We start from the raw sequence: 15,400 nt of genomic DNA, 5'->3' as shown, positions 1-15,400 counted from the left end.
GCTCAAAAAAGGGGGAACTTCCCCCCCGTTTAAAATTATTTTGTTGCGCGAGCTTTTTCGTAAAGAGGTTTGATTTGTGGATTAATTGATTTTTCAACTGATTCATTTGCTATCCGAGCAAACTCGTTCTGATGTACATCAACCAACGTCATCCCTTTCGCTTGCAGAGCTTCAACTAATTTAGCTTCATCCTGTAAATATAATTCGTGTTCATAGGCCTGAGCCTCTTTACCTGCATCAATAATAGCCTGCTGGAATTCTGGCTTCAGCTTATTAAACTTCTTCGTCCCCATAACCAGATAGATCCAGCTACGAACATGTTCTGTCCGGTTAAGATACTTCTGTACTTCAAAGAAACTACCACTCATAATCATAGAAAGTGGATTTTCCTGCCCTTCAATCACTCCCTGCTGCAAGCCAGTAAAGACTTCAGAAAATGCCATTGGTGTCGGTTGCGCGCCCAAATCTTTCCAAACGTTGATGAACATTGGTACGTTCGGTAAACGTAGAGTTAGCCCTTTAAGTTCTTCCGGATTGGTAATCGGACGGTTAGACGTCAGGTTACGGGGGCCGCGTTCAAACCAGGCTATAGTTTTCAGTTTCACACGCTCTTCAATATCTTTGGATATTTGTGCGCCAACTTCACCATTAACAATTTTTGCCATTTGTTCTGAAGAGGTAATCATATAAGGCACTGCCAGCAATGCGGCAGAAGGTGCCCAGTTTTGCAATGACTCACCTGTAATGGTCATATCAACGCTTCCTAGCTGAATTGCGTTAATAATATCCATTTCTTTACCTAATGATTCATTAGGATAGATTTTAACTTCTACCGCATTGTTTGTTTTTTGCTTCACCAACTCAGCAAACTTCAGTGAGGCTTTATGCCAACTATGTTCTTCATTTACAGGATGCCCTAATTTTAGGGTAACATCTGCGGCTATAGCTGAAAAACTTAATAATCCACCAAACAGAGTACAAAGTGCCAGAGATAGCTTTTTCTTTTCCATGATTTATGTTCCTTTTTAGGTACAGTAACTTTTATATAAGACATTCAGGACTCGGGGAATTTCAATAATACTTTGCACAATCCTTCTTGTTGAGACTCGATGAGTTTAAATGCTTCATGTACATGTTGAATATCAAAAATATGGCTTATAATATTCTCCGGATGAATTAATCCCATCACCATCCACTCAATAACTGTAGGGAACATACGACAATTTAAACGCGATGAATAGAGGGTTAACTCACGACGAGTTAATTCTTGTTGCGCTATTGCGGACGGTGTCGCAGAAAAACCTAAAAGTCCAATTCGCCCGGCAGGAGAGATTAACGTCACGGCTTCTTCCAGGATAGATGGATGGCAAACCGCATCATAAATTAACGTAGGTGTTAGTTTATTATTGTGCAGAAATTCCCGTAATGAACCATTCCGGTTATTAAAAGTATGAGTCGCACCACAACGTCCTGCCATAAGCAGGCGATCTTCGCGTTGATCCACCACAATTACTGGAATCTGCCAGACGTTACACAAAACATCAATAATTGTTAAACCTGCCGGACCTGCTCCATATACCAGTGCAACATCCGTTGGGAAAACCCCCGTACGATTGGTTACATTGGCGGCTACCGCATACGGTTCAATTGCCGCTGCAAGGTTTGCTGGTATAGATTCTGGCACTCGCCAGGTGTTAGTTGCCGGAACACAGGTATAATCGGTAAAGCCACCATCGCGATGAACGCCTAATACGTTTAAGCTTTCGCACACATTCGGGCGCCCAATTGAACATGGATAACAATGACCGCAGCTAATGACTGGATCAACTACGACGCGTTCACCAATGCGTTGCGAAGAGATACTGTCCCCTACACTGGTTATCGTACCGACAAATTCATGTCCTACGATACGAGGGTAAACCGCAAAAGGATTTGCGCCATGATAAATATGCAGATCTGAACCACATATCCCTGCATACTCAACTTTGACACAAACTTCATCAGCTTTCGGCGCAGAAGAAACGCTATCAATCAGATGCATTTTCCCAGGTTTTTCAACCACAACACTAACCATATATTCCGTCCTTACCAGTTCCAGAGTGTGCCATCTTCCAGGCGTGCGACTGGCAGATATGCAGGTTCATAGGGATATTTCGCCGCCAGCTTTTCATCGAATTCAATGCCAAGACCAGGTTTGTCTCCCGGATGCATATAGCCGTTATCGAAAGTCCAGTTGTGCGGGAAGACTTCAAGCATTTGTTCGGAATAGCCCATGTATTCCTGGACACCGAAATTGGGGACCCACAGATCAAAGTGCAGCGCCGCAGCCATGCAGACTGGTGACAAATCGGAAGGACCGTGTGAGCCAGTACGTACCTGATACAACGAAGCAAAATCGGCAATCCGGCGCATACCGGTAATCCCCCCCGCGTGAGTCAGCGTGGTGCGGATATAGTCGATAAGTTGTTCTTCAATCAGCTGTTTGCAGTCCCAAATGCTGTTGAAGACTTCACCCACTGCAATTGGCGTGACGGTGTGTTGGCGAATCAGGCGGAAGCATTCCTGGTTTTCCGCAGGCGTCGGGTCTTCCATCCAGAACATGCGATAATCTTCAATGCTTTTACCAAAGCGTGCTGCTTCAATAGGCGTTAAGCGATGGTGCATGTCATGCAGCAAATGTTCATTAAAACCAAACTTGTTACGTACCGCGTCAAACAATTTCGGCATGAAATCGAGGTATTTTTCCGTCGACCACAGCTGCTCTTCCGGCCACTGTCCTTTGGTTGCGGGTTCATAAGCCAGACCTTTGCCTTTCGACATGCCGTAGGTGGTTTTCATACCAGGGATTCCGCACTGCACGCGGATGGCTTTGAATCCCAGCTCCTGATGACGGGCATAATCATCCAGAGCTTCATCAATACTGTGACCGGTGGTATGGCAATAAACCATCACCCCTTCACGAGACGCGCCGCCGAGTAACTGGTAAAGCGGCATGTTGGCAGCTTTGGCTTTAATATCCCACAGCGCCATATCAACCGCTGAAATGGCCGACATCGTCACCGGACCGCGACGCCAGTACGCACCTTTATAGAAAAACTGCCAGATATCTTCGATACGCTGCGCATCGCGACCAATAAGCTGCGGACAAAGGTGATCCTGCAAATAAGAGGCCACGGAAAGCTCACGTCCATTGAGGGTGGCATCACCAAGGCCCGTAATACCGTCCTCCGTGGTGATTTTTAAGGTGACAAAATTACGTCCTGGACAGGTGACAAAAACTTCAGCCCCTACGATCTTCATGTTTTATTCCTTGCATAGATCTTCGTGATGCATGAAATCTACGCAACTGAGCTACTACCATACAAGTATGAAGAACGAAAAAAGCAGGAGTGATCACAAAAAAAGCGCATATTTGCGCCCTGAATGGTTGACAAAAGAAAAAATAAAAATGCTTTTGTCAGCTGACACTTCCTCGTATCTTATTGATAAATTGGGTTTATGTCCTTATGCGCGCCCCCAGCCTGCAACAATAATCAACATGCCGCAAAGCGCAATCAACGCCCCCGTCCAGTCATAAAGACTTAACTTCACGCCATCCACAACGCGCAGCCAAATCAACGCCGTGCAGACATAAACGCCACCATAAGCCGCGTAAACACGCCCACTCGCCGCAGGATGCAACGTTAACAACCAGACAAACAGTGCCAGAGAAATCCCCGCCGGAAGCAACAGCCAGATACTGGCGTTTCGTTTTAACCACAACCAGGGCAGAAAGCATCCAATAATTTCACACAGCGCAGTAGCAAAAAATAGTAACGTTGTTTTAATCATCTTTGTCACTTATTGACATCATGTATAGTTATAGGACGACATAATATCATCAATATAAACATCCTCCTGGTACGTTTTGCGTTCGCAGTGGATGGTGTAGAATCACCTTTAATCATTCATACAGGGAATGAATTATGAAAATTACTCTCAGCAAACGAATTGGCCTGCTCGCTTTTCTGCTGCCTTGCACACTGGCATTGAGCACAACTGTTCATGCCGAAACTAACAAACTGGTGATTGAGTCTGGCGACAGTGCACAAAGCCGCCAGCACGCCGCTATGGAAAAAGAGCAATGGAATGACACGCGCAATCTGCGCCAGAAAGTGAATAAACGCACTGAAAAAGAGTGGGATAAAGCCGACGCCGCTTTTGATAACCGCGATAAATGCGAGCAAAGTGCCAACATCAATGCCTACTGGGAGCCAAATACATTGCGCTGCCTGGACCGTCGAACTGGCCGCGTTATTACCCCCTAACCTGTTATTGATTTAAGGAATGTAAGGACACGTTATGCCAAGCGCCCACAGTGTTAAGCTACGCCCGCTGGAGCGTGAAGATTTACGCTATGTACATCAACTCGACAATAACGCCAGTGTGATGCGTTACTGGTTTGAGGAACCCTACGAAGCCTTCGTTGAACTCTCTGATCTGTATGATAAGCATATTCACGATCAGAGCGAGCGGCGCTTTGTGGTGGAATGTGACGGCGAAAAAGCCGGTCTGGTGGAGCTGGTGGAAATTAACCATGTCCATCGCCGCGCAGAATTTCAGATAATTATCTCCCCGGAGTATCAGGGGAAAGGTCTGGCAACGCGTGCCGCAAAATTAGCAATGGACTATGGCTTCACCGTTCTCAATCTCTATAAGCTGTATCTGATCGTCGATAAAGAGAACGAAAAAGCAATTCACATTTACCGCAAGCTTGGCTTTACGGTTGAAGGTGAATTGATGCATGAGTTCTTTATTAATGGTCAATATCGGAATGCCATTCGCATGTGCATATTCCAGCATCAGTATCTGGCAGAGCACAAAACACCGGGTCAGACTCTCCTGAAGCCGACCGCACAATAGCATTAATAATAATCGATAGTATTTTTGATGGTATAAACCCGTTCGACGGCGGGTTTTACTCCTTCATCAACAATGATTAGCTGACAGTCCACCGGATTGGCGTGACTGTCATATTCACAGCTCTGTTTTACATTACCTACCCGTTGATTATTCAGTAAAGTAACCGCGGTGTAATCTAATTTTTTGATCGGATCCGTTGATGGCGTGGCGCTGACAGATAATGTTTTGTCGTTACTTTTCGTGGTTTTACCCAGCGGATACCCCTGCTCATCATAGCGATATTCCATCTGCATCTGTTTGCTGCTGGCTTTAATCACAAAGCCATTATCATCGGTTTCCCAACTCACCCCGGCAGAAGGTAATTCTGCTAGCTGGCATTTTCCCTGCAAACGAACTCTTTTCTCCAGCGTCTGGGCATCACGGTAATAATTGGCGTCCAATACCAGGGCAACCACGGTATTATTTTCCAGATCCAATAATTCGAGTGAATCAAAACAGCCTTCTTCCGACAAAGTCCCCGAAACACGCTTCGTTACTTCCCCTTGCTCATCCATTAATGTCTGAGTGAAATCTTTTACCGGACCACGCAGCGGATCAAAATCGAATTCATTAGAGAAACTGGCCATCTCAGGGGTAAATGAAAGTGTTACCTCTGTGCGGTCACATCCTGTGAGTAATATCGCGAGTAAGCATGGTAGTAATTTGTATTTCACAACAGTCACCAGACAGTAGAGATGATTCTCAATCATAGTAGCAAATACAGTACTTTACACGTTAAATGCTATGCTTAAAGAAGTTATATTCGCGTAAGGAGCTTATGATGAAACTCTCAACCTGCTGTGCCGCGCTTCTGCTCGCCCTCGCCTCACCCACGGTACTCGCCGCGCCGGGATCCTGTGAGCGCATAAAGAGCGATATATCACAGCGTATTATCAATAATGGCGTACCCGAAAGCAGCTTCACGTTAAGTATTGTACCCAATGACCAGGTTGATCAGCCTGATTCCCAGGTCGTCGGGCATTGCGCCAATGATACGCATAAAATTCTTTACACCCGCACCACCAGCGGTAACGTCTCTGCCCCCGCGCAGTCTACTCAGGATGGCGCGCCTGCCGAACCGCAGTAACACATTATTGACTAAACGCCGGATTCAACAGGTCCGGCGATATGAACATACAACATAATCCCGCCTTATTACTCATACCCTTCTATTGATATGGATTAATAATTCTTAACCCAAAATGGGTAGACTCCCTCTATTGTTAGCGCGCTAAATATTCAATATATAAACTTTTATATAACGATAAAGAACAGGGAGTGAGTTATGTCCAAAAATGAACAAATGGTGGGCATCAGCCGCAGAACACTCGTTAAATCTACCGCGATAGGTTCTCTGGCGCTGGCTGCAGGCGGTTTTTCTTTACCGTTCACCCTGCGCAGTGCAGCGGCAGCGGTACAACAGGCCAGCGAAAAAGTGGTCTGGGGTGCCTGTTCCGTCAACTGTGGTAGCCGCTGTGCACTTCGTCTACATGTTAAAGATAATGAAGTCACCTGGGTGGAAACTGACAACACCGGCAACGACGAGTATGGCAATCATCAAGTACGCGCCTGTTTGCGCGGTCGGTCCATCCGTCGACGTATTAATCATCCCGATCGCTTGAATTACCCAATGAAACGCGTGGGCAAACGTGGCGAAGGCAAATTCGAACGGATTAGCTGGGATGAAGCCCTGGATACTATCGCCAGTAGCCTGAAAAAAACCGTCGAACAATATGGCAATGAGGCTGTATATATTCAGTACTCTTCGGGGATTGTTGGCGGCAATATGACCCGCTCTTCACCATCAGCCTCGGCGGTCAAACGCCTGATGAACTGCTACGGCGGTTCACTCAATCAGTATGGCTCCTACAGCACCGCGCAAATTTCCTGTGCCATGCCCTACACCTACGGCAGTAATGATGGCAACAGCACCACGGATATTGAAAACAGCAAGCTGGTCGTGATGTTTGGTAACAACCCGGCAGAAACCCGCATGAGCGGCGGTGGCATCACTTATCTTCTTGAAAAAGCGCGCGAGAAATCGAACGCAAAAATGATTGTTATCGATCCGCGATATACCGATACGGCTGCCGGTCGTGAAGACGAATGGCTTCCTATTCGCCCGGGCACCGATGCCGCGCTGGTTGCGGGTATTGCCTGGGTATTGATTAACGAAAATCTCGTTGATCAACCTTTTCTCGATAAATACTGCGTCGGCTATGACGAAAAAACCTTACCCGCAGATGCACCAAAAAATGGTCACTATAAAGCCTATATTCTTGGTGAAGGTGATGATAACACAGCGAAAACGCCGCAGTGGGCTTCGCAAATTACCGGTATCCCGGTGGACCGTATCATCAAACTGGCGCGTGAAATCGGCACAGCAAAACCCGCTTATATCTGCCAGGGCTGGGGACCGCAACGCCAGGCAAACGGTGAGCTGACCGCACGCGCTATTGCGATGTTGCCTATTCTGACGGGCAATGTCGGCATCAGCGGCGGAAATAGTGGCGCGCGTGAATCCACCTATACCATTACCATAGAACGCCTGCCGGTGCTGGATAATCCGGTCAAAACATCAATCTCCTGCTTCAGCTGGACGGATGCTATCGATCATGGCCCGCAAATGACGGCAATCCGCGACGGCGTCCGCGGCAAAGATAAACTGGATGTGCCCATTAAGTTCATCTGGAACTACGCGGGAAATACCCTGGTTAATCAGCATTCTGACATTAACAAAACGCATGAAATTCTGCAGGACGAATCGAAATGTGAAATGATTGTGGTCATCGAAAACTTTATGACCTCATCGGCAAAATATGCCGACATTCTGCTGCCAGACCTGATGACCGTTGAGCAGGAAGATATTATTCCTAACGATTACGCCGGTAACATGGGATATCTCATTTTCCTCCAGCCAGTCACCAGCGAAAAATTCGAACGCAAACCGATTTACTGGATCCTAAGTGAAGTCGCGAAACGTCTTGGCCCTGACGTCTATCAAAAATTCACTGAAGGCCGCACTCAGGAACAATGGTTACAACATCTGTACGCCAAAATGCTTGCCAAAGATCCGGCATTACCGTCTTACGACGAACTGAAAAAAATGGGTATCTATAAGCGTAAGGATCCCAATGGTCATTTTATCGCCTACAAAGCATTTCGTGACGACCCCGAGGCAAATCCACTTAAAACGCCTTCCGGTAAGATTGAAATTTATTCCAGCAAGCTGGCGGAAATTGCCCGTACCTGGGAACTGGAAAAAGATGAAGTGATAAGCCCACTGCCGGTTTATGCCTCAACCTTTGAAGGCTGGGACTCCCCTGAACGTAGTACCTTCCCACTGCAACTGTTTGGTTTCCATTACAAATCCCGTACTCACTCGACCTACGGCAACATTGATGTCCTGAAGGCAGCCTGCCGTCAGGAAGTGTGGATCAACCCTATAGATGCACAGAAACGTGGGATTGCCAACGGCGATATGGTGCGGGTGTTTAACCATCGTGGCGAAGTTCGGCTACCAGCCAAAGTGACACCACGCATTCTCCCTGGAGTTAGCGCTATGGGCCAGGGAGCCTGGCACGAGGCCAATATGTCTGGCGATAAAATCGACCACGGCGGCTGTGTGAATACGCTAACCACTCTGCGCCCTTCACCACTGGCGAAGGGAAACCCGCAGCACACTAATCTGGTCGAGATCGAAAAAATATAACCCACTACAACCATAAATTCTGGCATGACATTTTGTTTGAAAAGCAATAAGTGAGTAATGATGAAAATCCATACCACAGAGGCGCTCATGTCGGCTGAAATCAGCCGTAGAAGTCTGGTGAAAACCTCCGCTCTTGGCAGTCTCGCGCTAGCAAGCAGTGCTTTCACACTGCCATTTTCCCAAATGGTCCGAGCGGCAGAGGCACCGGTAGAAGAGAAAGCGGTCTGGAGTTCCTGCACCGTTAACTGCGGGAGCCGCTGTCTGTTACGTTTGCATGTGAAAGATGACACCGTGTACTGGGTGGAGTCTGATACGACAGGTGACGACGTCTACGGTAATCATCAGGTTCGCGCGTGTTTACGCGGGCGCTCTATCCGCCGACGGATGAATCATCCTGATAGGTTGAAATATCCCATGAAGCGCGTCGGCAAGCGCGGTGAAGGTAAATTTGAACGGATAAGTTGGGACGAAGCCCTGGAGACCATCAGTGATAATCTTCGGCGGATCCTAAAAGATTACGGCAATGAGGCTGTACATGTTCTCTATGGAACAGGCGTAGATGGCGGAAACATCACCAACTCAAACGTCCCGTACCGTCTGATGAACTCTTGTGGTGGTTTTCTCAGTCGCTATGGCAGCTACAGTACCGCACAGATCAGTGCCGCAATGAGTTATATGTTCGGTGCCAATGATGGCAACAGCCCGGATGATATCGCCAATACGAAGCTGGTCGTTATGTTCGGAAATAACCCGGCAGAAACCCGGATGAGCGGCGGTGGTGTCACTTACTACGTCGAGCAAGCCCGCGAACGTTCAAACGCACGCATGATCGTCATTGATCCACGTTATAACGACACAGCTGCCGGGCGTGAAGATGAATGGCTGCCCATTCGCCCTGGCACCGATGGCGCACTGGCCTGTGCGATTGCCTGGGTACTGATTACGGAAAACATGGTCGATCAGCCATTTCTCGACAAATATTGTGTTGGTTACGATGAAAAAACGCTGCCCCCCAGCGCACCACGTAACGCACATTATAAAGCCTATATTCTGGGCGAAGGGCCTGACGGCATTGCTAAAACGCCGGAATGGGCAGCAAAAATCACTAGCATCCCGGCAGAAAAAATTATCCAGTTGGCACGAGAGATCGGTTCAGCAAAACCTGCTTATATTTGTCAGGGTTGGGGGCCACAACGACACTCCAACGGCGAGCAAACGTCCCGCGCTATTGCCATGCTTTCCGTTCTCACCGGTAACGTCGGCATAAACGGCGGCAACTCAGGTGTACGCGAAGGTAGCTGGGATCTGGGGGTCGAATGGTTCCCGATGCTTGATAATCCTGTTAAAACGCAGATTTCCGTCTTTACATGGACAGATGCCATCGACCACGGTACGGAAATGACCGCGACCCGTGATGGTATTCGTGGAAAAGAAAAACTGGATGTCCCCATCAAGTTTTTATGGTGCTACGCCAGTAACACATTGATCAATCAACATGGCGACATCAATCACACCCATGAGGTGCTTCAGGATGACAGCAAGTGCGAGATGATTGTTGGCATTGACCACTTCATGACGGCCTCGGCTAAGTATTGCGATATCCTGTTGCCCGACCTGATGCCAACAGAGCAAGAAGACCTTATCTCTCATGAATCTGCAGGGAATATGGGCTATGTGATCCTCGCCCAACCCGCCACCTCGGCAAAATTTGAACGCAAACCCATCTACTGGATTCTGAGTGAAGTCGCGAAACGCTTAGGACCAGACGTTTATCAAACTTTTACTGAAGGTCGCAGCCAGCATGAATGGATCAAATATCTCCATGCGAAAACGAAGGAACGTAACCCTGAGATGCCGGACTACGAGGAGATGAAAACGACCGGGATCTTTAAGAAAAAATGCCCGGAAGAACATTACGTCGCTTTCCGCGCATTCCGTGAAGATCCACAGGCAAACCCGTTGAAAACACCTTCGGGGAAAATCGAAATTTATTCTGAACGGCTGGCGACGATTGCTGACACATGGGAATTGAAAAAAGATGAAATAATTCATCCCCTTCCTGCGTATACCCCAGGTTTTGATGGCTGGGACGATCCCCTGCGCAAAACCTATCCACTGCAGCTAACGGGCTTCCACTACAAAGCGCGTACCCACTCCAGCTACGGCAATATTGATGTGTTACAGCAGGCCTGCCCACAAGAGGTGTGGATCAACCCCATTGATGCTCAGGCACGCGGTATCCGTCATGGCGATACCGTGCGGGTATTTAACAATAATGGAGAAATGCTGATTGCCGCAAAAGTGACTCCGCGTATTCTGCCTGGCGTTACCGCCATCGGGCAAGGTGCGTGGCTTAATGCGGATATGTTTGGTGACCGGGTCGATCACGGCGGCAGTATCAATATTCTGACCTCTCACCGCCCTTCACCGCTGGCAAAGGGAAACCCGTCGCACAGCAATCTCGTCCAGATCGAAAAGGTTTAAGGAGTAGCCCATGACCACACAATATGGATTTTTTATCGATTCCAGCCGCTGTACTGGCTGTAAAACCTGCGAACTGGCGTGCAAAGATTTTAAAGATCTTGGCCCGGAAGTCAGTTTCCGCCGTGTTTATGAATATGCTGGCGGCGACTGGCAGGAAGATAATGGCGTCTGGCACCAGAACGTGTTCGCTTATTATCTCTCCATCTCCTGTAACCATTGCGATGACCCCGCATGTACAAAAGTCTGCCCCAGCGGCGCAATGCATAAGCGTGAAGATGGCTTTGTGGTGGTTGATGAAGATGTTTGTATCGGCTGCCGCTACTGCCACATGGCTTGTCCGTACGGCGCGCCACAGTACAATGCTGAAAAAGGGCACATGACGAAGTGCGATGGTTGTTATTCGCGCGTCGCCGAGGGGAAACAACCCATATGTGTCGAATCCTGCCCGCTGCGTGCACTTGAATTCGGTCCAATTGAAGAACTGCGCCAGAAACACGGTACTCTGGCTGCCGTCGCGCCACTGCCGCGCGCGCATTTCACAAAACCTAATATCGTAATCAAACCTAACGCCAACAGCCGCCCGACCGGCGATACCACTGGTTACCTGGCTAATCCGGAGGAAGTGTAAAATGGGAAATGGATGGCACGAATGGCCACTGGTTATCTTTACCGTATTGGGCCAATGCGTCGTAGGCGCGCTGATTATTAGCGGAATCGGCTGGTTCGCCAGCAAAAATGACGCAGACCGTCAGCGTATTGTCCGTGGCATGTTTTTCCTCTGGCTGTTGATGGGCATCGGGTTTATTGCCTCTGTCATGCACCTGGGATCGCCACTGCGAGCGTTTAACTCGCTGAATCGAATCGGAGCTTCTGGTCTGAGTAACGAGATTGCTGCCGGTTCCATATTTTTTGCCGTTGGCGGACTATGGTGGCTGGTGGCGGTCATCGGTAAAATGCCGCAAGCGTTGGGGAAACTCTGGTTACTTGTCAGCATGGCGCTCGGCGTCATTTTCGTCTGGATGATGACCTGCGTGTATCAAATCGACACCGTGCCAACCTGGCATAACGGTTACACTACGCTGGCTTTCTTCCTGACGGTATTGTTGAGCGGTCCAATACTTGCTGCCGCAATTCTGCGGGCAGCTCGCGTTACATTTAATACCACACCATTTGCCATCATTAGCGTTCTGGCGCTGATCGCTTGTGCCGGGGTGATTGTGCTGCAAGGTTTGTCTCTGGCGTCTATTCACTCATCCGTGCAACAAGCCAGCGCACTGGTACCAGATTACGCCTCCTTACAGGTCTGGCGTGTGGTATTGTTATGCGCAGGTCTTGGATGCTGGCTTTGCCCGCTCATTCGTCGCCGTGAACCTCACGTTGCCGGACTTATTCTGGGGCTAATCCTCATACTTGGCGGTGAGATGATCGGGCGTGTGCTCTTTTATGGCCTGCACATGACGGTAGGAATGGCTATTGCAGGTTAACAAATTGGTGCGGGGCAACCCGCACATTTCAGGATGTTAGGAATGACCCATTTTTCACAGCAAGATAATTTTTCTGTCGCGGCGCGCGTGTTGGGCGCGCTGTTTTATTACGCTCCAGAGAGTGCAGAAGCCGCACCTCTGGTTGCGGTACTCACCAGTGACGGCTGGGAAACTCAGTGGCCTCTACCAGAAGCGTCATTAGCGCCGCTGGTGACGGCTTTTCAGGCACAGAGTGAAGAGACTCGCGCCCAGGCCTGGCAGCGTTTGTTTGTCGGCCCGTGGGCACTGCCGTCTCCGCCGTGGGGGTCGGTCTGGCTGGATCGCGAATCTGTGCTGTTTGGCGATTCAACATTGGCACTTCGTCAATGGATGCGCGAGAAAGGTATTCAGTTCGAAATGAAGCAAAACGAACCGGAAGATCATTTTGGTTCACTGCTGTTGATGGCTGCGTGGTTGGCGGAGAATGGTCGCAAGACAGAATGCGAAGAATTGCTGGCATGGCACCTTTTTCCGTGGTCAACACGATTTCTTGACGTTTTTATCGAAAAAGCAGAACACCCTTTCTACCGTGCGCTGGGTGAACTGGCTCGCTTAACGCTGGCGCAATGGCAATCACAACTGTTGATTCCTGTCGCGGTTAAACCACTGTTTCGATAAAGTTGCCGCAATATTGCCGGATGGCGACAATCACGCGTTATTCGGCAATAATACGTTACAACGTCACGTATTTTATCGCTTTAAGCACGCACTGCTTTTGCCGATAACCTGTTTTGCCGCAAAATAGTCGCTCGTGTTTCATTGTCCATTTCTGCTCATGCACCATCTACACAGCTATCCGGATCTGCGCACTATGTTCCGCCGTCTGCTTATCGCAACAATAGTCGGTATTCTTGCGGCCTTTGCCGTTGCCGCGTTTCGTCACGCGATGCTGCTACTGGAATGGCTGTTCCTCAATAATGACTCCGGCAGTCTGGTCAATGCAGCGACGAATCTTTCTCCGTGGCGACGGCTGCTAACTCCGGCGCTCGGCGGACTGGCGGCGGGTTTGTTGCTGATGGGCTGGCAGAAATTTACCCAGCAACGCCCTCATGCGCCGACCGATTACATGGAAGCGTTGCAAACCGATGGTAAATTCGATTACGCAGCAAGCCTGGTTAAATCGCTTGCCTCTCTGCTGGTAGTAACTAGCGGCAGCGCAATTGGTCGCGAAGGTGCGATGATTCTTTTAGCTGCCCTTGCCGCCTCCTGTTTTGCTCAGCGTTTTACGCCACGCCAGGAGTGGAAATTATGGATCGCCTGTGGAGCTGCGGCGGGAATGGCTGCGGCTTACCGCGCCCCGCTTGCTGGCAGTTTATTTATAGCCGAAGTGCTGTTTGGCACTATGATGTTGGCCTCTCTCGGACCGGTGGTTATTTCTGCTGTCGTGGCGTTGCTGATTAGCAATCTGATTAATCATAGCGATGCATTACTCTACAGCGTGCAACTCTCAGTGACGGTTCAAGCTCGTGACTATGCGCTGATTATCAGTACTGGTGTGCTGGCAGGTCTATGCGGACCAGTGTTGTTAACGTTAATGAACGCCAGTCATCGAGGATTTGTTATTCTCAAACTTGCGCCCCCCTGGCAACTAGCACTCGGCGGGTTGATCGTGGGTCTGCTTTCTCTGTTCACCCCTGCCGTGTGGGGCAACGGCTATAGCACCGTACAATCCTTTTTAACCGCCCCGCCACTGTTTATGATCATTGGCGGGATCTTCCTTTGCAAACTGTTTGCTGTTCTGGCGAGTAGTGGTTCTGGCGCGCCCGGTGGTGTCTTTACACCGACGCTATTTATCGGTCTTGCCATTGGCATGTTGTATGGTCGTAGCCTGGGATTATGGTTTCCTGACGGCGAAGAAATGACACTCTTACTCGGATTAACCGGGATGGCGACACTGTTGGCGGCGACCACGCACGCGCCGATTATGTCGACGTTGATGATATGTGAAATGACCGGGGAGTATCAGCTACTCCCCGGTTTATTGATTGCCTGCGTAATTGCGTCGGTAATTTCGCGGACGTTACACCGTGACTCTATCTACCGACAGCACACTGCGCAGCATGGATAGGCGAATGTATTGCCCCAGTTCACGCTGTTCGGCGCGCGGCAGATAAGGCAGTTCACCAATGAGCGGTGCCGGAAGTTTTTTACCGAGCACATCAATGATTTCCGCATAATGCGCCAGTCCTGGGTTGATTCGGTTAGCCACCCAGCCAATGAGCGGCAGCCCGTCGTTGGCAATCGCCTGAGCTGTTAGCAGTGCATGGTTAATGCAACCTTCCTGAATACCGACAACCATCAACACCGGCAGTTGTTCCTGCACCACCCATTCAGAGAGCGGACGTAAATCATTCATCAGACTGCGCCAGCCGCCAGTCCCTTCTACCACGACATGATCGACTTTATCGGTCAGGTTTGCCAGGCCGTTTGAAATGAGGGTGTAATTGATTGGGCAACTATGCGCCACGCTACTTTCTTCTTCGCTTAACGCGATAGGATTAACTGCTTCATAAGGCAGTTCGATGGTTGAAACACTCTGCAACACCAGGGCATCTTTATTACGCAGCCCTTCGGGTGTCTCTTTGCTCCCCTTCGCTACGGGTTTATATCCCGCAACCGTTTTTCCCTGGGAGGCTAACGCTTGTAGCAATGCGCGGGAAACCACCGTTTTCCCTACAGAAGTGTCTGTACCGGTAATAAAGAAACGCTTCAGCATCACTAACTCCACCGTTATGCTTCA

General features: G+C 49.1%; 15 protein-coding genes. 9 read left to right on the top strand and 6 right to left on the bottom strand.

The genetic code is table 11. From position 1 onward, the window contains the following. Positions 1-35: 35 nt before the first annotated feature. From FQZ95_RS23425 to FQZ95_RS23410, 4 genes are all read right to left on the bottom strand, one after another. Positions 36-1,010, bottom strand: a complete 975-nt coding sequence (locus FQZ95_RS23425) for a TRAP transporter substrate-binding protein (RefSeq protein WP_032184280.1) — start codon at positions 1,008-1,010, stop codon at positions 36-38. Positions 1,011-1,054: 44 nt separating this feature from the next. Continuing rightward, a complete protein-coding gene (locus FQZ95_RS23420) occupies positions 1,055-2,074 on the bottom strand; it encodes a Zn-dependent oxidoreductase (protein ID WP_032184281.1) in 1,020 nt (339 codons plus the stop codon). An 11-nt stretch (positions 2,075-2,085) separates the two neighbouring features. After that, entirely contained in the window at positions 2,086-3,300 is a 1,215-nt protein-coding gene (rspA, locus tag FQZ95_RS23415; protein ID WP_032184282.1) for a starvation-sensing protein RspA, read from the bottom strand. Positions 3,301-3,504: 204 nt separating this feature from the next. Then, positions 3,505-3,831, bottom strand: a complete 327-nt coding sequence (locus tag FQZ95_RS23410; protein ID WP_001314753.1) for a YnfA family protein — start codon at positions 3,829-3,831, stop codon at positions 3,505-3,507. Positions 3,832-3,965: 134 nt separating this feature from the next. Between FQZ95_RS23410 and FQZ95_RS23405 the strand changes: the two genes are divergently transcribed. Both FQZ95_RS23405 and speG read left to right on the top strand, forming a co-directional pair. Beyond that, positions 3,966-4,307: a DUF1283 family protein gene (locus FQZ95_RS23405; RefSeq protein WP_000705207.1), complete on the top strand. Its 342-nt coding sequence runs from the start codon at positions 3,966-3,968 to the stop codon at positions 4,305-4,307. 34 nt (positions 4,308-4,341) lie between these two features. Continuing rightward, complete coding sequence (gene speG / locus FQZ95_RS23400; RefSeq protein ID WP_001138584.1) at positions 4,342-4,902, top strand: spermidine N1-acetyltransferase; 561 nt, start codon at positions 4,342-4,344, stop codon at positions 4,900-4,902. A gap of 2 nt (positions 4,903-4,904) precedes the next feature. Here speG and FQZ95_RS23395 read toward each other — a convergent pair whose 3' ends face one another. Further along, positions 4,905-5,615, bottom strand: a complete 711-nt coding sequence (locus tag FQZ95_RS23395) for a YnfC family lipoprotein (RefSeq protein ID WP_077760064.1) — start codon at positions 5,613-5,615, stop codon at positions 4,905-4,907. 107 nt (positions 5,616-5,722) lie between these two features. Here FQZ95_RS23395 and FQZ95_RS23390 point away from each other — a divergent pair, with 107 nt between their 5' ends. The 7 genes from FQZ95_RS23390 (at position 5,723) to clcB (ending at position 14,728) form a co-directional block, all read left to right on the top strand. Further along, positions 5,723-6,028 carry a DUF1161 domain-containing protein gene (locus FQZ95_RS23390; protein WP_032184285.1) on the top strand — a complete coding sequence of 102 codons (306 nt, stop codon included), beginning with the start codon at positions 5,723-5,725 and terminating at the stop codon, positions 6,026-6,028. Positions 6,029-6,226: 198 nt separating this feature from the next. Further along, on the top strand, positions 6,227-8,653 hold the full coding sequence (gene ynfE / locus FQZ95_RS23385; RefSeq protein WP_032184286.1) for a selenate/tellurate reductase subunit YnfE: 2,427 nt from the start codon (positions 6,227-6,229) through the stop codon (positions 8,651-8,653). 60 nt (positions 8,654-8,713) lie between these two features. Beyond that, positions 8,714-11,137, top strand: a complete 2,424-nt coding sequence (gene ynfF / locus FQZ95_RS23380) for a selenate/tellurate reductase subunit YnfF (protein ID WP_077760065.1) — start codon at positions 8,714-8,716, stop codon at positions 11,135-11,137. A gap of 10 nt (positions 11,138-11,147) precedes the next feature. Next, positions 11,148-11,765, top strand: a complete 618-nt coding sequence (ynfG, locus tag FQZ95_RS23375) for a DMSO reductase like molybdoenzyme iron-sulfur subunit YnfG (RefSeq protein ID WP_032184287.1) — start codon at positions 11,148-11,150, stop codon at positions 11,763-11,765. A gap of 1 nt (position 11,766) precedes the next feature. Beyond that, entirely contained in the window at positions 11,767-12,621 is an 855-nt protein-coding gene (gene ynfH / locus FQZ95_RS23370) for a selenate reductase membrane anchor subunit YnfH (RefSeq protein WP_032184288.1), read from the top strand. A gap of 42 nt (positions 12,622-12,663) precedes the next feature. Beyond that, positions 12,664-13,278 carry a Tat proofreading chaperone DmsD gene (dmsD, locus tag FQZ95_RS23365; RefSeq protein WP_032184289.1) on the top strand — a complete coding sequence of 205 codons (615 nt, stop codon included), beginning with the start codon at positions 12,664-12,666 and terminating at the stop codon, positions 13,276-13,278. A gap of 157 nt (positions 13,279-13,435) precedes the next feature. Further along, positions 13,436-14,728: a voltage-gated ClC-type chloride channel ClcB gene (gene clcB / locus FQZ95_RS23360; RefSeq protein WP_072004023.1), complete on the top strand. Its 1,293-nt coding sequence runs from the start codon at positions 13,436-13,438 to the stop codon at positions 14,726-14,728. On the opposite strand, the gene bioD is transcribed toward clcB, so the two are convergent. After that, positions 14,681-15,376: a dethiobiotin synthase gene (gene bioD / locus FQZ95_RS23355; protein ID WP_032184291.1), complete on the bottom strand. Its 696-nt coding sequence runs from the start codon at positions 15,374-15,376 to the stop codon at positions 14,681-14,683. The genes clcB and bioD overlap by 48 nt on opposite strands. Between the last annotated feature and the right edge of the window lie 24 nt (positions 15,377-15,400).

Origin of the sequence: Escherichia sp. HH41S, assembly GCF_009820115.1 — a bacterium.
Taxonomy (GTDB): Bacteria; Pseudomonadota; Gammaproteobacteria; order Enterobacterales; family Enterobacteriaceae; genus Escherichia; species Escherichia coli_F.
The sequence above is the reverse complement of the archived record's forward strand: the minus strand, read 5'-3'. Positions and strand labels throughout refer to the sequence as shown.